Origin of the sequence: Chelativorans petroleitrophicus (genome assembly GCF_025398195.1) — a bacterium.
Classification (GTDB): domain Bacteria; phylum Pseudomonadota; class Alphaproteobacteria; order Rhizobiales; family Rhizobiaceae; genus Chelativorans; species Chelativorans petroleitrophicus.
Genome location: NZ_JAODNV010000016.1, coordinates 90,925 through 109,778, shown reverse-complemented (window position 1 = coordinate 109,778; position 18,854 = coordinate 90,925). Strand labels below are relative to the sequence as shown.

The window sequence follows — 18,854 nt, the reverse complement described above, 5'->3', positions numbered from 1 at the left end:
GGGTGGACGACTTTTACGCCGCCCGCAGCAGCTCCATGCCGCCGCTTCCGTGGACTAGTTTCTCACCGCCGTTCTCATCGGCGGGCGCGAGGGCGGCAACGCCAAGATCGTTGGCTTCGAACCCGTCACGCTGTTCTCGGCGCTCGCTCCGCTTACGAAGCATATCGGCTTCATCGCCACGGCCTCGACGACCTATGAGGAGCCGTTCAACCTGGCCCGCAAGTTCGCCTCGCTCGATCACATTTCCAACGGACGCGCCGGCTGGAACGTGGTGACCTCCACCGGTAACGACACGGCCCGCAACTTCAACCTCGACCAGGAGCTGCCCCATGCCGAGCGCTATGAGCGCGCCCGCGAGCATGTGAAGGTGGTGAAGGCCCTCTGGGACAGCTGGGAGGACGACGCCTTCATCCGCGACAAGGAAACGGGCCGCTTCTTCGACCAGGACAAGGTCCACGAGATCAACCATCGCGGCCAGCATTTCAGCGTCAAGGGACCGCTCAATGTCGCCCGCCCGGTGCAGGGTCATCCCGTCATCGTGCAGGCCGGTCAGTCGGAGGACGGTCGCCGCCTTGCCGCCGACACCGCGGAAGTGATCTTCACCGCCCACCAGACGCTCGCCTCCGCCCAGGAGTTCTACCGCGACATCAAGCAGCGGGTGCGCGCAGCGGGCCGCAATCCGGATCACGTGCTCATCATGCCGGGCGTCGCTCCCTTCGTCGGCCGCACGGAGGAGGAGGCGCAGGAGAAATACCGCAAGCTCACCGAGTTGATCCTGCCGGCAGACGGCGTCGCGCTCATCTCAGGGCTCACCGGCGGAACGCTGGACCTCAAAGGCTTTCCTCTCGACGGGCCGCTGCCGCCCCTTCCCGCCACGGAAGGCATGAAGAGCCGGCAGGCGCTGATCCGGCAGATCGCCGACGAGCACAATTTCACGATCCGCCAGCTCTACGAGTGGATCGCAACAGCGCGCGGTCACTTCACCATAGTTGGCTCCGCCGTGCAGGTAGCCGACATGCTGCAGCTCTGGTTCGAGAACGAGGCTGCAGACGGCTTCAACATCCTGCCGCCATACCTTCCCACCGCCCTCGACGACTTCGTCGAGCTCGTCATCCCCGAGCTGCAGCGCCGCGGCCTGTTCCGCACGGCCTATGAGGGCACAACCCTGAGGGAAAATCTCGGTCTGCCGCGGCCAGAGAACCCGTGGACGGCCGCGCGCAGCCACCCGCAGGCCGCCGCCTAACCCTGCAACAGAGGAGACCGGCAATGACTCTTCAGAACATCGGCCGATCCGTTTCCTTTGCCGTCGGAAGGGACAAGCCCTCGCCTGCGGCGGCGCTGCTCGCCCGCATGGGCAGCGCCTCGCGCCTCGCCCTTTCGCGCTACGGCCTGGTCGCGGCCTTTCTAGTCCTGTGGCAGGTCTCGAGTACCCACGGTTGGGTGAATCCGGCGGTGTTTCCGCCGCTCAACGCCATCGCGTCAGCGTTATGGAAGGGTATTACCGGAGGTGCGCTGGTAGACGACATTGCTATCAGCCTGCAGCGCTCCGGCCTTGCCTTCGCTGCCGCCGTGGTGTTCGCCATCCCGCTCGGCCTCTTCATGGGGTCGATCCCTGCGGTGGAGCGGGCGATAGATCCCATCCTGCAGCTTTTTCGGCAGACGTCGGCGCTCGCCCTCTATCCGGTGTTCATCCTGCTCCTGGGTCTCGGCGAAGCCTCGAAGGTCTTCGTCATCTTCTGGGCGACGATCTTCCCGCTGCTGCTCAGCACCGTCGGCGGCGTGAAGGAGGTCGACCCCAAGCTCATCGAGATGGCGCGCGTCTATGGCGCCTCGCGGCTCGCCATCTTCCGCCGTGTGGTGCTGCCGGGAGCCATCCCGTCGATCTTCGTCGGCATGAGGCTCAGCGCGACCACCGCGCTCCTGCTGCTCATCGCATCGGAGATGATCGGCGCTAACAAAGGCATCGGCTTTCAGGTGATGAACGCGCAGTACAATTTCCAGATCCCGCTGATGTTCGCGGCGATCGTCATCCTGGCAGCGCTCGGCCTCATCGCCAACTCCGCCATCGTTCTTCTGCAGCGGCGACTCTGCCGCTGGAGCGAGCCGGTGAGCATCTAGGCCGCCAAGGCCAACAATCCGAACGATCAACACAGAGGGAAACCACCATGGCCTTTCTCACCCGTTCCATCCGGCTTGCGGCAGCGATTGTAAGCCTTTCCGGCCTGCCCGCCGCACTCCACGCACAGACGAACGAGGATGTCACCTTTCGCTATCTCGCCAGCCACGGCAGCGTCAGCCCGCATGAGCTTGCCGAGGCGCTCGGCTACTATGACGGGCTGGGCGTCAAGCTCGAAAACATCGGATATGCAGGTGGTGGGCCGGAGTCTCTCTTCGCCCTTGCCGCAGGGAGCGTGGAAGTCGGCTCGGCCGCCACGCCCGCCGTTCTCAACTCCATCGCCGGCGGAAACGATTTCGTCCCCGCGTACCCTTCGAACGGCATCGACGCGACCGTCAACAGCACGTTCTATGTGCTCGAGGGCAGCCCGGTCCAGAGCATAAAGGATCTTGAGGGTACGACGATCGCCGTCAACACGCTCGGCGCCCATCTCGACTACACGGTCCGCGAGGCGCTGCGCCGGGAAGGTCTATCGCAGAACGCAGCGAACCTCGTCGTCGTCCCCGGTCCCCAGCTCGAGCAGACGCTGCGCTCCGGCCAGGTGAACGTGGCCGCGTTCGGCTACTGGCAGACCACCTTCGAGGGGGTGGCGAAGGAGAACGGTGGCCTGCGTCCGATCTTTACCGATGTAGACGTTCTGGGCGAGATCGCGGGCGGCTTCGTCACGCTGCGCCGCGACTTTGTGGCGGCGCATCCGGAGGCGGCGCGCCACTTTGTCGAGCAGGCCGCCCGCGCCGCGGACTGGTCGCGCGAGAACCCGGACGAGGCGCGCAAGGTGTTGGCCCGCATCCTGGAGGAGCGCGGCGAGAACCCCGAGATCGCGCAATACTGGCGCGGCTTCGGCGTTCGGCCCGGCGCGGTTACGACTGAGAACGACCTCGCATTCTGGATTGGCGTGCTCGAGCGGGAGGGGAGCATTCCTGCAGGCAGGCTCAAAGCGGCGGACCTTCTTTTCCAGCCTGAGAAGCAGGCGCGGGCGGACTGAGAGTGAACGATGAACCTCACCGCGACACGCCGCGGAGAGGTCGCCATCCGCGATCTCTCCAAATCCTTCCAGATCAGCGGCCGCAGGCTCGACGTGCTCTCGCAGCTCTCGCTCGAAATCCGATCCGGCGAATGCCTGGTGATCGTGGGCGCCAGCGGGTCCGGCAAGACGACGCTCTTGCGCGTCCTTGCCGGGTTGGAGACGGCCGACGACGGCGAGGTGCTGATCGACGGCAGGCCCGTTCACGGCGTAGGCTCGGAACGGGCCGTGATCTTCCAGGAGCCGCGGCTCCTGCCCTGGCTCACGGTGCTGGGCAACATTTCCTTTGGGCTTGAAGTCCGTGGAGAGCCGCAGGCCCATGCGCGCGAGACGGCCCGGCAATATCTCAGCCTCGTGGGGCTCGACGATTTTGCCGAAGCCTATCCCCGCCAGCTTTCGGGCGGCATGGCGCAGCGTGTGGGCATCGCCCGGGCGCTTGCCGTCCAGCCAGAGATCCTGCTCCTCGACGAGCCCTTCGGCGCGCTCGACGCCATGACCAAGATCACCATGCAGGAGGAACTCTCCCGCATCTGGCGAGAGGAGAACGTCACCATGGTGATGGTCACGCACGACATAGAGGAGGCCATCTTCCTCGCCGACCGCGTGCTGGTGCTGCCCCAAGTGCGCGGCGGAAGGGTGAAGCTGATCGACATCGACCTGCCCCGCCCGCGCGACCGCAGCGCCTCCGCCTTCGTGCGCCAGCGCGAGGTTTTGCTGCGCGAATTCGGCCTGCACTGACGCGAAGGAGAACAGCAATGCCAAATTGTAAAATCAAGGCTGAACGAACCAGCCCTCGCCTGCAGACCGCACGGTCCCGGATGCCTGCTCCAGCCAGCGCGGAAACGGCGTTTGGCTTTGCCGTCTTCGCGCTGTCCTTCGGGTTTGCCCTGGCGGTCGTCCTGGGCATCGCGCCCTAACGCTGTCTGCTGCAAGGAGGAGATGCAATGTCGGTCGAGTTCACTTTCGCCCCCGGACTCAACGCAGATGCCCTCCCCGCTTCGGCGACCTATTCGTTCTTCTTCAATACGGAATCGGCACGTGCGACCCTCATGGAGGCACGGCTCGCCGGGTTTCGCCGGATCATCATCGATGATGCGTCGGGGCTGATCGGCAACTTCGATCTGGCCGGAACGGCAGCTGCCTTGGCTCCTGCGATGGAGATCGTTCTCACACATTGGGCGGGCGTACTGTCGCCTTCCGTGGCAGCAAGCGAGATCGCGGCTTTGGACAGGATCTGCCAGGGCCGGCTTGCCCTGCGGATGCTGACGGAAAGCATCGAAGGGCGCGCGGCTGCGTGCGCATCAGGCGAACAGGCCACTCTTCTCGAACGCACGGACGAGTACCTCACGCTTCTCAAGCGTCTCTGGTCTAACGATAAGCCGTTCGATCACGAGGGCCCGTTCTACAGCCTTCGCAACGGTTTCGTGCCCTGCAAGGGCCCAAGCGGGATGGATATTCCCATCCGGATCGGCGGACAGTCGGACGAAGCGCTCCGGCTTGCTGCGCGGCACGCGCATGTCGTCGAACTTTCCGCCCTCACGCCGGAGATCTCCCATGGCTTGATCTCCCGTGTGCGAGACCTGGCGGCACCCTACGGCCGCGCGGACAAGATCCGTTTCGCGCTGCAGGTTCCGCTGGATTCCCGCTCGGCCTCGCAGGCAATTTCGGTTCGGCGGCGCAAGGACCCGCACCCGCTGCCGGGCGCTGCCTCGCTTGCGGCATTCGTTCAGGCGGGCATCTCCGAGTTCATGCTCATCGGCGATGACGGAGACGCGCCGGTGCGCTTTTGCCGGGCGATTCGGCGTGGATTGTCTGAAATCCACCAGCAGAACGGTTCCGGATTCGGACGAGCGGAATGCCGCAGCGGAATTCAACCTCTGCATGGCCCGTGACGGATGATGGCAGGGTTCTTGAGCTGCCTTTGCTGCCGGATTCCTAAAATATCTCCCGAAAGATAGCCTTGTGGCGGCCGACTTCCTCCTCGGTGAGCGCTGCGAATTCCCCGCTCCGCGCATGCTGTGAGAGCCTGCCGTCGTCGCCGCGGCAACCGGATCGAGATGGGGGACGCCTGCCGGTCGAACGCAATCAGCCCTGCAAAACAGCACTTCCAGATCCTCATGACGTGCGCTGATGTGGTCCGGGATCGACATGGGGGTTTCCCGGTCTTACTCTCCTGGCCACTTCCCATCAGCCGGGTGATTTACGCGCCCGGGCCTCAAGAGCCGCGAGCATCGGCTGGATGGAAAACTTGCCCAGTTCTGCCCGAGCCGTCAGCACCCGCAGATAACCGCCTGGAGAGCGGATTTTTTCAGCACGCTCCAGAATGGCGGCGATCGTGCAGGCTGCAGCCATATCCCCCATCGCCACGCGCGCTTTGCGCCAGGCGTCGGGCGAGATTCCGAGCATCGAGCGCACCAGCTCTACGGTTCGCATCACGTCAACCCAGCTCGAAATGCCATCCTTCGCATAGCTGGAGAGCGTGGGGCAAGCTTTGACGAGATAGCTGAGCGGTACATGCTCCGCTTTCGCATAGGACGCGCAAGGCGAAGCCATTTGTCTGCTGCGATCCTGCACCCCCCTGCCCTGCCTGCCATCCGCTTCTGGCGTCTCGGTGTTGGCAGTCCGGGTGCCGCCACACGGCTTCATTTCTTGTTCGATGTTAAATTCTAAACAGGAATCTGGGTTTTGATTCTGATAGTGCCGCTCAGAATCGACATCATTGGCGCTCAATTCCTGTTCCGCAAGCGCATTGAGATAGGCAGTTTCGACCTCGGCGCGAAGGCGGACGAGATCATCTCTGCGTGTCTTCAGCATCTCCAGGGAAGCCTGCCGGCTGGGGCGCCGCGCGAGTGGCTGAAAACGCTCGGAGAACCTCTCCCAGTCGCCCTCACGCTTTTCCGCGATCGCGGCCTCGATGATCTTGCCCGTATCGCGCTGATGGATGGTAATCTCCGTACGCAGCGCGTGGCATTGCCGGACATGGGCCCTCGCCTCCTCTGCTGCCGCGTAAATTTGAGCAGCCATCAGCGCCAGCGGCGAAAGATCAAAGCCGAAAGCCGCTTCGATCTCGCCGTTCTCATCCCGGCATGCATAGCGTTTGCCGTTCGGGCTGTCGCGGCGCAGGATCAGCCCTGCTTCTACCAGAGCAGCGAGGTGCCGCCTGAGCGTGGCATCCGCCATGCCGCGCGTGCGCAGCGAAAGCTCCGCATTGGAGGGAAACACGATGATCGGCGCGGAGCCGTTTAGCTCCGTCTCCGGATGGAAGCTCAGCAGAGCCTCCAGCACGCAGATGGTGCGGTCCGACAGGTTGAAAGCCGCGCGTGCCTCGGTCAGCGCGCGCAGGAGCTGCCACTTGTCGGCAGCGCCGGTGTCGTTGCCGCCTCTCCTCTCTTGGCTGAGGCTCCTGCGCCTTTGATCGATCTTTTCGCGCCGCAAAAAACTGGACGCACTTATCCTGCCGCCGCCGAATGGCGTCGTTGCAAAACGTTCCGTCATGCTTCAAACCTCGTTTGGAGGCGAAGAAATTTGCGGCCGGAACGCATCCGCGCCTTGACATGACGACTCGGAAGTGATTCTTTCAGATCGCTACATCGAAAGGGCCTTCCGGGACTGCGTTCTGGGGGCCTTTTTTCTTGCCTTTCCTCTGGTTCCTACCTCTCTCTCATTGCCGTTTGCGGGCGAGGACGCCGCCCGATAAGTCATGCTTCTCCAGCTTCACCTCCCTTTTGCTGCTCAAAATCCCTGTAGATCTCGGGCAGGCGGCTCGCGAGATAGTCCGCAAACCCGCTGCCCGCGCTGTCCGGAATCGTCAGCCGCGCCGCGTTGCCAGCCCTGGTGAGCTCGGCAATGGGCTTGCCGTTCGCCTTGATGGATTGCGCGGCCTTGCCCTTTATGATGCCCCTCGGCTTGGCGGAGGCTTCCAGCCGCTTGAACAGGCGTTGGAAGCGTGCATCGCTGTCGGCCTGGCGGAACGCATCGGACGCCATTTCCATCTCGGCAAAGCCTGCGACGTCGTTCTCAAGAAGCGCGCCGAGCGCAAGCCAGCGCGGCCGCCCCGCCTTGGGCGCGGGTCCAATAGCGCGTACCACCTTGAGCGGCACCGTTTCGGCCACCTGCAGGAGACGCGACATTTCCGACTTATGCACAGCAAGCGCGGCCTGCGCGGTTGCCCGGTCGAAGCCATGATCGATCAGCGACTTGGCGAAGAATGCGCGCTCGATGAAGCTCAAAGACCGGCGCTCGGCATTTTCCTTGCCCTGCGCCAGCACAAGATCGGTGTCCGTCAGCTCCCGCACCACCGCCTTGACGGGGATACCGAGCTCCCTCGCCGCCTGCACGCGGCGGTGCCCATAGGCGATCTGATAAATTCCGCGCGCGGCCTTCTCCGCATCGGGGTGAGGCCGCACCAGAACCGGCACCTGCTGGCCATGCTCACGCATGCTTTCGAGAAGCGTGGCGAAATCCTCGTCATTCTGCGCGCCCTCGCTCAGGCGGTCGACGTAGGGCGAGCGCTCCAATTTCGTCGCATCGAGCTCGACAACCGTTTCGCCAGCGGCAAGCATCTCGCGCAGGCGCCGCGCTTCCTGCGCCTCCACGGAAAGATTTCCGAGGGAAAGCCCCATGGCTTTCACCGCCGTGGATGGGCTGCGCCGCGCCGACGCTTCAGGCAAAGCGGGCGCGGATGGCAGGTTGGCGCCAGTCCCCTCCCCTGCCCCGTCAGGCGTGTTTCCGGCAAAGAGCGAGCGTAATCTGTCCTTGCGTGTGTTCATGGAACGCCTCCTTGCCGGCAAGGATGCTTCAGAACCGGAAGCCGGGGATAAAATTTGCCTGCGAAATTTCGGGACGGCCGACGCGAAGCCTTGCAATACCAGGTGTTCGGCGCGAAGTTGACAGCTGTCAACAGCTTCTTCTTCATGTCGTCCGTCCCCACGATTTGAGGATCAGGGATTCGATTTCGGAGTTCACCGCGTTCAGCGATTCGAACGCGCGGTCGTAAGTGGCGCGGTGAAAATTCTCCCGGCCCACCTCGTAAAGCGTCTGCTTAGAAAGCCCGGCATCGGAAATCGCGGTCGATTTCAGCATCGGCGAAATCAGCACGCGGTCGCCAAACTGCGTGCGCAGGAAGCCCGCGATCTGGGCCTGCGGGCCGTCATTGGGCTCATAGCGAGTGATGAGATAGCGCAGGAAATCGAAATTGAGCGTTCCGCCCGCCTCGCGCACGACCGCCAGAAGGTCGGACGTCATGAACAGGAACTGGCTCATGGACGCCACGTCAAGCATCTGCGGGTGAACGGTGACGATCACGGACGTGGCCGCGCACAGCGCGCTGAGGGTGAGATAGCCAAGCTGCGGCGGGCAGTCGATCACCACCACGTCGTAGTTGGCCTCCACCGAAGCGATGGCCTGCTGCACGCGCGTGAAGAACAGATCGTCGGTTGAACCTTCCGCGCGGCGCGCAAGATGCTGTGGTGTCGTGTGCTCGAACTCCTGAAGCTCGAGATTGCCGGGAACGATGTCGAGCCCGTCGAAATAGGTCTTGCGGATCACCTGCGAGAGCGGCACGCGCTCCTCGTCGTAGCGGATCGCGCCGTAAAGCGTGTCGTTGCCGGTGAGATCGAGCTCCGGCTGATAGCCGAACAGCGCCGACATGGACGCTTGCGGGTCAAGGTCAATCGCCAGCGTGCGGTAGCCCTGAAGCGCGAAATACTGCGCCAGATGCGCGGACGTGGTCGTTTTGCCGGAACCGCCCTTGAAATTGGTGATGGCGATCACCTGCAGGTGCTCTCCGGGCTGCCGCCACTTCACATACTGTCTGGCTTTGGGACCTCCCTGGGAGGCGAGATAGGCGCGCAGCGCATTGACATCGGCCAGCGTGTAGAGCCTGCGCCCCCCGGCTCCCGTTTCCGGAGTCGGTCCCTCGCCCGAGATTGAAAGTTGCCGCAGATAGCCATCGCTTACGCCGATAAGCCTTGCGGCTTCTCCGCTGGTGAAGGGGCGCAATGTCTTGCTCGCGCTCGGCGGGAAAAGCCGGGAGCGCAGCGAAGCGAGTTGTGCCGACAACAGCTCCGCATCCTGGGCGATGAGCCTGTCCGCCGGTTCAGCAGTCATGTCAACATCAGTTGCCAAAGTCTCACCTGCTAGTAGAGCATAAGCGCGAACCCCGGCCGCGTGTATGGCGCGACTCAGTTCACTCAGCTACAGCTTACGCAAAACCTCCGAAACTTACAGCCGCAAAGGCTACTTACGGTATTCGAGGCTAGTTTTGCCCTCCAACCGTAATCAGCGTGAGTTCTGCCGCGATTCCTGTCAAGAAGATTTTGGTTAATGGAAATTTACCTGTCTGCAACCTGAGGCACGGGAGATTCGGCAAAGTTGACAGCTGTCAACTCGGACTTGGCGACTCTCCTTCCCTTAGAAATTTGCCCCTGCAAAGGAGGTGGGCTTAGCGTGGTGGAGGGCCGCGTGACTTTGGGGTCAGCGAGCCGGTTTAGAAGGGCCCCGCAAAAATCCTAGACCGCAGCCTACGGCAACGCGCTGCGATCGCTCGCCCTAGAAAGTGCGTTTCAGACCATGAACGGAAATTTAGCCAAATGCCTCGGTGCGGCGGCCTCGCGATCCCTGGTTATTCCCAGGGATCAGCTTTAGTGGTTTGAACCGCATAGTGGTGCTTGGGTTCGAGCCAAAACCCGAACCGGTCTCTTTCCGGTTCTATCCGCTCCACAAGGAACAAGGCAGCTCAACGCTTACTGTTTCTGAACCGGTAACCGGCTTACGACCTGGCGGAGCCCTCGCTTGTCACCTTCTAAATCCGGCGCATAGGATTGCTGGCTGTTCCAGCGGATCGAAGTGCGTGATCAGGAACCTTCCGGCCGGTAGCATTGATGCTAAATGCCTCACAGCCAGCTGAGTATTGGGCGCGTAGATATAGACGCGCGTTTCCAGGCAACAGAAGAAGCAAAGAAGCATTCTTTAAACGCAGGCGGGACAGGGCCCTGCTATAGCCCTGCCGCCTTGGTCAGGTTCACGCGGAAGCGGTCGCGCCGGCGCTGGTAGCGCCGCGTCATCTCAGCCGAGGCGTGGCCGAGCTGCTTCTGGACGTAGCGTTCGTCTACTTCGGCCGACGACGCAAGACCCGCGCGCAGCGAATGACCGGCAAAGCGCTTCACGCGCTCGCCCTCTGGAAGATCGCCGCACACGCCCGCCGCCAGCGCGGCCCGCTTTACTAGCCGCGCCACCTCCTGATCGTGCAGCCGTTCAGCGCCCACCTTCCTGCCGCCGCCGGTCACGCGACGGAACAGCGGTCCGTGCTCGATCCGCGCCAGCCTGAGCCAGGTTTGCAAGGCGGCGACCGGGCAGGTGGCGTCCGACGAGCCGCGGCCGATCTCGACCTCGCGCCAGCCGGTCTTGCCACGCAGCGTCACCAGCAGGCCCCGGTCGTAAAATTCCACCCAGCCCCGCCCGTCCTCGGTCTGGTCGCGGCCCACGTCGAGGCCAACGATCTCCGAGCGGCGCAAGGCCCCGGCGAAGCCGATCAAAAGCATGGCCCGGTCGCGCAGGCCCCGCAGCGTCCCGCGGGCGAGCGTCTCCAGCATGGCGATCAGGTCTTCCGGCAAGATCGCCTCCTTCTGCCGGGGAGGAGCGGCGTGCCGGTTGCGGATACCGGCGAGCACGGTGGCGATGTGGCGGTCTCTCCGGTCCAGTGTCTGGCCGCGCTGCGCATAGTTCCAGGCGAGCGACGACAGCCGGCGCTCGATGGTGGACACCGAATTCGGCTTCCTGCCGCCGCTCACCGCGCCGGAAGCGCAGGCGGTGATGTAGAGCCCGATTGTCTGCGGGTCGGGCGGCATCAGGGCAAAGCCTTGGCGCCGGCACCAGCTGGAGAAGTGATTCCAGTCAGAGGTATAGGCCCGCCGGGTATTGGCCGAACTGGCAGCCTCGACATAGCCGCGTGCTCTCTGGGTCAGCTCTTCAAGATGCGCCGGGGTTCCTGAGGGCGGAGCAGGGGAGGGGAGATTTTGCGCCTCTGGGTCACCGCTCCTGCCCATCTCGATGATGATATCCACGACATCAGGCAGATCGTCGGCATCATCGATTTCGGAGGCAGATTTTGGGTCGGTGTTTATGTTCATAGAACTCGCCGTTCCCTCATGGTAAAAATCGCGCCTTCGCCATGTTCTGGGGCGAAGATAATCCGCTGTGATTGTCGTTTCGTCATGTCATCTCATTGACCCCACCGCGCCGGTGATATGCACTGGGAAATCTGTTTTCAAAGCCGTCTCCCTGAACATCGGGGGCTTCTGCCGAGCTCCCTATGCGCGGGAGAGCAGCCATCAAATTCAGCCACGCCGAACAGACGCCGTCATGCGTAGCATGCCTGATCGCCATATTCGGCAATACCGTCTGGACTTCCATCGGCCCTGCGCTGCCACAGATCGAGTCCGGTGCACCCAGCCTCGCCGTACCGCGCCTCAATGACCACCTCAGCCTCAACGAGCCCGGCTGCGAAAATAAGCCGAAGGAGATCTTCGGCAATGCATTTGGAGTTATTCTGCGCAGGCGCTTTTCAAACGCCCGCCCAATGGCAACAATAGATTTGCCGATCTGTCGAACCAGTTTCCGGGCTAAGCGTCCGCTTTCAGATCTTTGATGCTCAGCGGCATGGCCGGCTTCCGGCATATTTACCCGAAATTTCATTCTGCGGCCTAAAAATGCGCGAAAAAAAGCCGTGCTCTCTCGCCGAGCAAACGGGCAACTGGTGCCATCGGCAGGCTTCCGGTCGCTGAAATCGGCCATTTTCGATGGATGGCACAAAATGAACGATAATGCAATTTTATCGTTCATTTTTAGACCGAGACAGGTGCGGCGGTTTTTCGTCATTTTGATAGCATAAAACGCCGCGCTTATATGATCTGATCATCGGCATGCGGTATCCCGGCCATTCGAGCTTCATTTGAATGTCGCTACCGAGCTCGTCGATTAGGAGGTTTTTATTGTGCCGCAGCTTCCGCTCGGACCACAGCTCTATTAACGGCGCGAGACTGGCGCGGCGTCGAGCTTGAGCACATGGCCGCCGAACGCGACCTGGTTTTCACCCCGGCTGCTAATGGTCCAAGGGCGAGCAACTGGCCTTGCTTTGAGGAGAGGGCAGGCTATGCCGAAGCACGATTCCGTTGCTTGCCTTCAATCGTTGGGGATGTGCTGGCCAATCGATCGCTATCATGATCGACCAGCCTGCCGGCCAGATATATCTTTCTTCGGTTGATCAGATGGCGGCGGTGCGCAGCAGCACATTGCGGTACGCAAATCGGCCCATCGGATAACGGCTGAACGCGATCTCGAAATTGCGGCCATTGTCGGCGAAGTACCAGCGGCGGATGACGAGGGCTGGCGATCCGGGTTCGGCTTGCAGCGCGGCGGCCTGTTCAGCGGTGAGCAATTCGACGGCGATCTCCTGCTCGATACGGCCGACGGCGAGGCCGTACCGTTTTTCGACAGCTTCCATGACGGAAGTTTCCAGCGCCCAGGCCTGTTCGCGGATGCCGGCATAGGCCGCATCCAGATACACCTCCACATGACCCACCGGCACGCTGGCGTCGCGGCGGTCGAGGCGGACGCCGAGGATCCGCAGCCAAGCCAGGCCGGGCCGGCTGCGCAACCTGGCTGCAAGGTCATCGTCGGCCATGACATCGTCGACCGCGTGGGTGCGGATCGGGGTGCCCTGGGCAAAGCGCGTCAGCTCCTCGACTGAGGAATAGGTCTCGATGTAGGCCGAGCGTGAATGCTGGCGCACGACGACGCTGCCAACACCCTGCTTGCTTTCGATGAGGCCGCGGCTGCGCAGATCCGACAGCGCTTCGCGGACCGTGTGGCGGCTGACATTGTAGCGACGGCAGAGTTCCGCCTCCGTCGGCAGAAGGTCGCCTACCGCGATCGTGCCGTTTTCAATCGCTTCTACGAGTGCCTGTGCGAGCTGTCGAAAAAGTGCCGTACGACCGTATGCCAAGAGGTGCTTCCGATTCGGATCTTTGTTTGGAAATGACTATCAGATAGTGACGCCGCGAGTCCTCAGTTCTGCAATTCTCGCCTCTGACCATCCCGCTTGCGCAAGCAGTTCCTCAGTGTGCCGACCCAGACGAGGGGCGGCATTCGTCGGCACGGCCTCTCCTGTCCGAAAGGGCGGGCCGACGACGCGCGCCTTGGCGCCCGTTTCGGCGACGGCATCCATCATCATGCCGCGCTCGGCGGTGAAGGGAGAATTCAGGGCCGAGACAATATCGGCCACAGGCGCGCACGGAACGACGCCGGCCAGGAGGTTGAGCCACTCGGCGGTGGGTCTTTCCATCAAGGCGGCGTCAAGAAGATCGGACAGGACTTCACGGTTTGCCAGCCGGTCCCGGAAGGTGCGGAAGCGGGGGTCCGATGCGAGTTCCGGCCGGTTCAGTTTCTCGCACAGTGCCGGGAAGAACTTCTCCTTGTTGGCCATGATGTAGATCCAGCCATCGGCTGTGCGGAAAAGCTGACAGGGGACCAAGGTAGGATGGGCGGAACGCGCCAGCCGCTGCGGTTCGAACCCATGATTGGCCGCCCATGCGGCCATATAGTTCAGATTGGCAAGGCCGACGTCGTAGAGACAGACATCGAGATCGCGGCCGAGCCCAGATTCACGCGCCTTCATGACGCCCGCGACCAGCAGCAACGCCATGCAGTATCCGGTCATGAAGTCCACGATCGATAGGCCAAACCGGGCCGGCGGGGAGTTCGGCTCGCCGTTTATCGAGAAATAGCCGGTTTCGGCCTGGATGAGGTAATCGTAGCCGGGCCATGCGGCGCGGCTACCCTCGCGCCCGTAGGCGGACAGGAAGCAGCAGACGATCCGCGGGTTGACCGCGCTAAGCTGTTCGTAGGTGATGCCCAGCTTGGCCGGTACGTCGCCGCGCAGGTTGCAGGCGACGGCGTCCGCGCCGCGAACCAGGTCCAAAAACGCCTCGCGGCCCTCGGGAGCGGACAGATCCAGCACCACGCTTTTCTTGTTGCGGTTGATGGACTGGAAGAAAAGGCTATCTGCCGTGCTGCCCAGCGATTCATCGAAATAAGGCCCCAGCGAACGCGTGACATCGCCGCCCTCGCGCGGATTTTCGATCTTGACCACCTCGGCGCCCAAATCCGCAAGCGCCTGCGTGCCGAAAGGGCCCGCACCGTATTGCTCAATCGCCAAAATGCGAATTCCGGTCAGAAGACCCATTCACAAACTCCCGGTTAGAAAAGGCTCTTGCCATTTGTCCAGTTGTCCGGACAAAGTCAAGGGGTCTTGAGTACAACACATGTTCCATAGCCGTGGCGGCTCCAGAGGAGCGGCGAGCGATTGGAATCAATGGGAGGGAGTACATGCCAATAATCACGCGACGCCTTTTTGGCCGTCTGGCGCTTGTCGCCACACTCGCCCTTGGGGCATCACTCGGGCCCGCGACGGCGGAGACTAAATTCCGCATCTCTGTTGACACCGGGCCGAACCATGTCCGCAACATCACGTTGCGGACGTTCATCGAGCGGCTGAAAGAAGCCTCCGGCGGCGAGCTCGTCGGCGAGCTGTTCGAGTCGGGTCAGCTTTACGCGGCACGCGACGAGCCCAAGGCTGTCGCCCGCGGCGACATCGAGATGACGGTAACCACCAACTCTTCGGTTGCGGCCTTTTCGGCGGACCTGAATCTGCTCGATCTGCCGCTGTTTTCCGGGCGGTCTCCCGATCAGGTGAATGCGCTCCTCGATGGCCCCCTCGGCCAGCAGCTTTCCAAGGGCGTGGAAGACAAGCTCGGCGTCGTGGTTCCAGGCCGCTGGTTTCTGCTGGGCTTCGCCAGTACCTTTGGCGCAAGCAAGGACATCAAGAGCTTCGCCGACCTTAAGGGGCTGCGCATAAGAGTGCCTGGGGGCGCTGGTTTCATTGCCCGCTACAGAGCTTTGGGCGCCGAAGGGGTGTCGATACCATTCGCCGATGTGCCTCTGGCTCTGACGCAGGGCACCATTGATGCGCTGCTGACCACCAACGAGACATTGCGTTCAGGCAAGCTGCACGAGGCCGGCGTGAAGTCCGCCTTCGTCGATCAGGTTTCGGTGCTCTACTATATTCCGCTGGTCAACAAGGCCTTTTGGGACAAGCTCACCGAAGAGCAGCAGAAGCAGTTCAGAGATGCCTGGGAAAGCGTAATCCTTGAGGAACGGGCCGAGGCGATGCGCCGTCAGGACGCCGCCGCCCAGGAAAATGCTGAAAATGGCGTCGTCATTTACGAGCCCGACCCGGAGGAGCTAGCCAAGGTCAATGCTGAGCTTCTGGCTTTGGTGCCGGAGATTGCGGCCCAACTCGACGTGGACCCCGCCACTGTAAAGTTGGCGCAAGATGAGATCGCGAAGCTGAACTAGCTTCGACGCCGGGAGCCGCGGCTGCGGCTCCCGTCCCGCCTCACGGATCGGAAGTCGAACTCATGGCGCGTGTACTCGCGATTGTGGATGCGATCGAATTCTGGCTGATCGCGATCTTTTCAAGCGTCGCCCTGCTGCTTGCATGTCTGGCGATGATTGGCCGCTACATCGTTCCTGGACTGCTGCTGGATTGGACCTTCGAAGTGACGATCTTCGCTACGATATGGGCGACTTTCATAGCGGGCGCCCGCGTCGCCGGCATGGGCGAGCACGTGCGCGTCGATACGCTTTTGGTCCACCTTCCCGGGCGCGTTCGCTGCTGGCTTGCGATATTCGCCTGCCTGCTCGGCATCGCCACCGCCGCTTTTCTTTTCTGGTCGGGCTGGACCGTTGTGGAGGAAGCGTTCCGCTGGGATGAGCGCACAACGTCTTCGCTGCGCCTGCCGCTGTGGATCTACTATCTCAGCCTGCCGTTGGGAATGGCGCTGCTTGCCTTTCACCTGCTCGTCCGTTCCGCGCAGCTCTTCTCGGGCAGCGTACGAGACGATGACGTCGCGCAAAACCACTGAAATTCACCATGACAACCCAGATCATTCTCGGCTCAGCTGCCCTTTTCGGACTGCTTGCAGTCGGCGTGCCGATCTACGTCGTTCTTGCAGGCCTGGCGATCGTCCTGCTGATTGCCGAGGGAGGCTCCGTCGGCGGTATCGGCCAGGACATTCTCGACCATATGAACTCGGCGACGCTGCTGGCGATCCCTTTTTTCGTCATCGCCGCCGGCTTCATCCAGGGCGGCGGCATCGCACGCTCGCTGATTAATATGGCGTCGGCCTGGATCGGCCGGTTCCCAAGCGGCATTCCCATGGCCGCGCTGCTGGCGACAGGACTTTTTTCCGCAATCAACGGCTCATCGGTGGCGACCGTGCTTGCGATGGGCACGCTGGTGGTGCCGGAGATGCTCGAGCGCGGTTACAAGCGGCCGTTTGCACTTGGCCTAACGGCTGCGGCGGGTACGCTCGGCATCCTGATACCGCCGTCCATGCCGCTGGTCGTCTACGGCCTGGTTTCCGAGACGTCGGTTCCGCGGCTGTTTTTGGCAGGGCTCCTGCCGGGGCTGCTCCAGATGGCCTGCTTCGCCGTCGTCATCATGCTGATGGCCCGCAGGCAGGGCGGCGAGGCACGTGCTTTCCTGGGCTGGCGCGGCGTCGCCCGGGCAAATGTGGTGGCGCTTCCCGCTCTCTCCGTACCGCTGATCGTGCTCGGCGGCATCTATGGGGGCTTCGTCACGGTTACCGAGGCGGCGGCGCTGTCGGCGGCTGTGGCCCTCGCGGTCTCGCTGTTTTTCTATAAGTCCCTGCGCGTGACAGCCATTCCCAATGTGGTGGTGCAAGGCATGTCACGCACCGCCGCGATACTGCTCATCATCGCGGGGGCGGATCTTCTGGCCGACTGGCTGGCCCGGGCGGGCCTCGCAACCCAGCTCGCCATGCTCGTGACCCAGTCCGAACTCACCCAGACGCAGTTCCTGTTCATGATGGCGGGCGTGCTGTTGGTTCTCGGCACTGTGCTGGAGGGTTACTCGATCATCCTGCTCACGCTGCCGCTCACGCTCCCCATCTTGGATGCGCTCGGTATCGACCGTGTGCATTACGCCATCATCATGGTCATCGGCATCGAGCTTGCGATGCTGACGCCGCCGGTGGGGCTGAACCTGTTCGTCATGGCTGAGGTGTCGAAGGCGCCTTTTTCCGAAGTCGAACGCGGGATGATTCCGTTCTTCATCGCCATGCTCCTGATGTGGGTGCTTGTCATCTTCGTTCCGGAGATTTCCACCTGGCTGCCCGATCTTGTGTTGGGGGCGGCCCGATGAGGCTCGCGCTTTCCGGGATCGCCTGCCTTCTGTTCGTGCCCGCCAGTCGGCCTGAGCGTTTCGAAAAGGCCTGCGCGGCCTCGCCGGAAGGGATCGTCATCGACCTGGAGGACGCCGTCCCCCCTGCAGACAAGTGCACTGCACGCGAAGCCGTAATTGCCTTTCTGAGGCAGGAACGTCCCGGCCGGCCTGTTTTGGTACGGATCAACCCGCTGAGCACACGCGCAGGCCTGGACGATCTCGCCGCCATTGCGGACGGTGCGCTGAGGCCTGCTGGCCTATTTCTGGCGAAGGTTGAGGCGGCGCGCGACATCGAGATCGTGCGTGGGCACCTGCCTGCGCCTTTGCCTTTGCTAGCCGCCATAGAAACCGCGGCCGGCATGAAGGCCGCGGGAGAGATTGCGGCGGCGCTCGGCCCGGACGGCGCACTGGGCTTCGGCGGCGCGGATTTCGCAGTGGACCTCGGCGCCGAATTTACTTGGGAGGCACTATACGCGGGCAGGGCCGCAATCGTTCAGGCCGCTGCGATCGGCCGGATTGGTTGCTTCGATGTGCCTCATCTCGGAATCGGCGATCAGGAATCGCTTGCCGCGGAAGTGGCCCGGGTGCGCGCCATGGGCTTCACCGGCAAGCTCGCCATCCACCCGTCACAGGTCGAAACGATCCGTGATGGCTTCCGGCCGACGGCGGAGGAGATCGCGCGTGCGCGCCGGATCGTCGATGCGCTCGATACGGCCGGGGGAGGAGCTGTGAGCCTCGACGGCAAGATGATCGATCCGCCGGTCGCACAAGCGGCCCGCCGGACGCTGGTGCGCGCCGGAGAGCTCGCCACATCAGTCAAACAGGAGTCGTGATGTTTGTCGCCTTCAAGGATGTAGGAGAAAACAGGATTCGCGAGTCGGTGGGCCTCGCGTTCGAGGATTTTGTACCGGGGCAGGTGTTCCACCACCGGCCGGGCATCACTGTCTATCAGTACGACAATGCCAACGAGGCGCTGGTGACGCTCAATCAGGCGGCCATCCACTATGACGAGCACTATGCCTCGAAGACGGAATTCGGAAGGCCGCTGGTGGTCAGCACGCTCACCTTGCAGAGGGCGGTGGGCATGGGGTGGAAGACCTTCGGCCGCCGCAAGCGCATAGTCGGTTTTTCCTCTATCCGGCTCACAGCGCCCGTCTACGACAGGGACACCCTCTATGCGCGGACGAAGATACTGTCCACCGCCGATGATCCCTCCGATCCGGATTGCGGGCTTCTGGAATGCGAAGCCACCGTGACGCGCGGCGAGACAGTCGTCGCGGCCGTGACCTACGTCCAGGCGATCTACAGGCACGGCCGCGGACCCTTCGAGGCATTGGGATACTAAGAAA

At 62.7% G+C, this 18,854-nt stretch carries 16 protein-coding genes and 1 pseudogene; 10 read left to right on the top strand and 7 right to left on the bottom strand.

The window, feature by feature from the left end; all coding sequences use genetic code 11:
• Positions 1–79: 79 nt before the first annotated feature.
• The 5 genes and pseudogenes from NYR54_RS14915 to NYR54_RS14895 all read left to right on the top strand — a co-directional run.
• Positions 80–1,243: pseudogene (locus tag NYR54_RS14915) on the top strand (LLM class flavin-dependent oxidoreductase); the annotation flags it as partial.
• Between the two features lie 23 nt (positions 1,244–1,266).
• Entirely contained in the window at positions 1,267–2,118 is an 852-nt protein-coding gene (locus NYR54_RS14910) for an ABC transporter permease (protein ID WP_261516492.1), read from the top strand.
• A 47-nt stretch (positions 2,119–2,165) separates the two neighbouring features.
• Complete coding sequence (locus NYR54_RS14905; protein ID WP_261516491.1) at positions 2,166–3,161, top strand: ABC transporter substrate-binding protein; 996 nt, start codon at positions 2,166–2,168, stop codon at positions 3,159–3,161.
• Between the two features lie 9 nt (positions 3,162–3,170).
• Positions 3,171–3,938 (top strand): ABC transporter ATP-binding protein, encoded by a 768-nt coding sequence (locus NYR54_RS14900; RefSeq protein WP_261516490.1) that lies wholly within the window; start codon positions 3,171–3,173, stop codon positions 3,936–3,938.
• Between the two features lie 206 nt (positions 3,939–4,144).
• Complete coding sequence (locus tag NYR54_RS14895; protein WP_261516489.1) at positions 4,145–5,092, top strand: LLM class flavin-dependent oxidoreductase; 948 nt, start codon at positions 4,145–4,147, stop codon at positions 5,090–5,092.
• A gap of 295 nt (positions 5,093–5,387) precedes the next feature.
• Here the strand turns inward: NYR54_RS14895 and repC are convergent, their stop codons facing one another.
• The 7 genes from repC to NYR54_RS14860 form a co-directional block, all read right to left on the bottom strand.
• On the bottom strand, positions 5,388–6,695 hold the full coding sequence (gene repC / locus NYR54_RS14890; RefSeq protein ID WP_261516488.1) for a plasmid replication protein RepC: 1,308 nt from the start codon (positions 6,693–6,695) through the stop codon (positions 5,388–5,390).
• A gap of 203 nt (positions 6,696–6,898) precedes the next feature.
• Positions 6,899–7,969, bottom strand: a complete 1,071-nt coding sequence (repB, locus tag NYR54_RS14885; protein WP_261516486.1) for a plasmid partitioning protein RepB — start codon at positions 7,967–7,969, stop codon at positions 6,899–6,901.
• A gap of 142 nt (positions 7,970–8,111) precedes the next feature.
• Positions 8,112–9,308 carry a plasmid partitioning protein RepA gene (gene repA, locus NYR54_RS14880; RefSeq protein ID WP_261516485.1) on the bottom strand — a complete coding sequence of 399 codons (1,197 nt, stop codon included), beginning with the start codon at positions 9,306–9,308 and terminating at the stop codon, positions 8,112–8,114.
• An 887-nt stretch (positions 9,309–10,195) separates the two neighbouring features.
• The gene (locus NYR54_RS14875) at positions 10,196–11,329 is read right to left on the bottom strand and encodes a site-specific integrase (RefSeq protein WP_261516484.1); all 1,134 of its coding nucleotides are present in this window, start codon (positions 11,327–11,329) and stop codon (positions 10,196–10,198) included.
• Positions 11,330–11,411: 82 nt separating this feature from the next.
• Positions 11,412–12,077 carry a hypothetical protein gene (locus tag NYR54_RS14870; RefSeq protein WP_261516483.1) on the bottom strand — a complete coding sequence of 222 codons (666 nt, stop codon included), beginning with the start codon at positions 12,075–12,077 and terminating at the stop codon, positions 11,412–11,414.
• A 385-nt stretch (positions 12,078–12,462) separates the two neighbouring features.
• The gene (locus tag NYR54_RS14865) at positions 12,463–13,203 is read right to left on the bottom strand and encodes a GntR family transcriptional regulator (RefSeq protein WP_261516482.1); all 741 of its coding nucleotides are present in this window, start codon (positions 13,201–13,203) and stop codon (positions 12,463–12,465) included.
• Positions 13,204–13,242: 39 nt separating this feature from the next.
• The gene (locus NYR54_RS14860; protein ID WP_261516481.1) at positions 13,243–14,442 is read right to left on the bottom strand and encodes a CaiB/BaiF CoA transferase family protein; all 1,200 of its coding nucleotides are present in this window, start codon (positions 14,440–14,442) and stop codon (positions 13,243–13,245) included.
• Positions 14,443–14,585: 143 nt separating this feature from the next.
• Between NYR54_RS14860 and dctP the strand changes: the two genes are divergently transcribed.
• The 5 genes from dctP (at position 14,586) to NYR54_RS14835 (ending at position 18,850) form a co-directional block, all read left to right on the top strand.
• Positions 14,586–15,614, top strand: coding sequence for a TRAP transporter substrate-binding protein DctP (gene dctP, locus NYR54_RS14855; RefSeq protein ID WP_261516480.1), 1,029 nt, complete (start codon positions 14,586–14,588; stop codon positions 15,612–15,614).
• A 62-nt stretch (positions 15,615–15,676) separates the two neighbouring features.
• Positions 15,677–16,183, top strand: a complete 507-nt coding sequence (locus tag NYR54_RS14850) for a TRAP transporter small permease (RefSeq protein WP_261516479.1) — start codon at positions 15,677–15,679, stop codon at positions 16,181–16,183.
• A gap of 8 nt (positions 16,184–16,191) precedes the next feature.
• Positions 16,192–17,484, top strand: coding sequence for a TRAP transporter large permease (locus NYR54_RS14845; protein ID WP_261516478.1), 1,293 nt, complete (start codon positions 16,192–16,194; stop codon positions 17,482–17,484).
• Positions 17,481–18,338, top strand: a complete 858-nt coding sequence (locus NYR54_RS14840) for an HpcH/HpaI aldolase/citrate lyase family protein (RefSeq protein ID WP_261516477.1) — start codon at positions 17,481–17,483, stop codon at positions 18,336–18,338. Before NYR54_RS14845 ends, NYR54_RS14840 begins: the two co-directional genes overlap by 4 nt.
• Positions 18,338–18,850, top strand: coding sequence for a MaoC family dehydratase (locus NYR54_RS14835; protein WP_261516476.1), 513 nt, complete (start codon positions 18,338–18,340; stop codon positions 18,848–18,850). Before NYR54_RS14840 ends, NYR54_RS14835 begins: the two co-directional genes overlap by 1 nt.
• Positions 18,851–18,854 lie beyond the last annotated feature (4 nt).

Bases quoted from the DNA above. Each gene is read 5' to 3' on its own strand.
- NYR54_RS14910 (WP_261516492.1), top strand. From the start codon at position 1,267: ATGACTCTTCAGAACATCGGCCGATCCGTTTCCTTTGCCGTCGGAAGG.
- NYR54_RS14860 (WP_261516481.1), bottom strand. From the start codon at position 14,442: ATGGGTCTTCTGACCGGAATTCGCATTTTGGCGATTGAGCAATACGGT.
- NYR54_RS14835 (WP_261516476.1), top strand. From the start codon at position 18,338: ATGTTTGTCGCCTTCAAGGATGTAGGAGAAAACAGGATTCGCGAGTCG.
- repA (WP_261516485.1), bottom strand. From the start codon at position 9,308: ATGACTGCTGAACCGGCGGACAGGCTCATCGCCCAGGATGCGGAGCTG.
- NYR54_RS14840 (WP_261516477.1), top strand. From the start codon at position 17,481: ATGAGGCTCGCGCTTTCCGGGATCGCCTGCCTTCTGTTCGTGCCCGCC.
- NYR54_RS14905 (WP_261516491.1), top strand. From the start codon at position 2,166: ATGGCCTTTCTCACCCGTTCCATCCGGCTTGCGGCAGCGATTGTAAGC.
- NYR54_RS14870 (WP_261516483.1), bottom strand. From the start codon at position 12,077: ATGACGAAAAACCGCCGCACCTGTCTCGGTCTAAAAATGAACGATAAA.
- NYR54_RS14900 (WP_261516490.1), top strand. From the start codon at position 3,171: ATGAACCTCACCGCGACACGCCGCGGAGAGGTCGCCATCCGCGATCTC.
- NYR54_RS14875 (WP_261516484.1), bottom strand. From the start codon at position 11,329: ATGAACATAAACACCGACCCAAAATCTGCCTCCGAAATCGATGATGCC.
- NYR54_RS14895 (WP_261516489.1), top strand. From the start codon at position 4,145: ATGTCGGTCGAGTTCACTTTCGCCCCCGGACTCAACGCAGATGCCCTC.
- NYR54_RS14850 (WP_261516479.1), top strand. From the start codon at position 15,677: ATGGCGCGTGTACTCGCGATTGTGGATGCGATCGAATTCTGGCTGATC.
- repB (WP_261516486.1), bottom strand. From the start codon at position 7,969: ATGAACACACGCAAGGACAGATTACGCTCGCTCTTTGCCGGAAACACG.
- dctP (WP_261516480.1), top strand. From the start codon at position 14,586: ATGCCAATAATCACGCGACGCCTTTTTGGCCGTCTGGCGCTTGTCGCC.
- NYR54_RS14845 (WP_261516478.1), top strand. From the start codon at position 16,192: ATGACAACCCAGATCATTCTCGGCTCAGCTGCCCTTTTCGGACTGCTT.
- repC (WP_261516488.1), bottom strand. From the start codon at position 6,695: ATGACGGAACGTTTTGCAACGACGCCATTCGGCGGCGGCAGGATAAGT.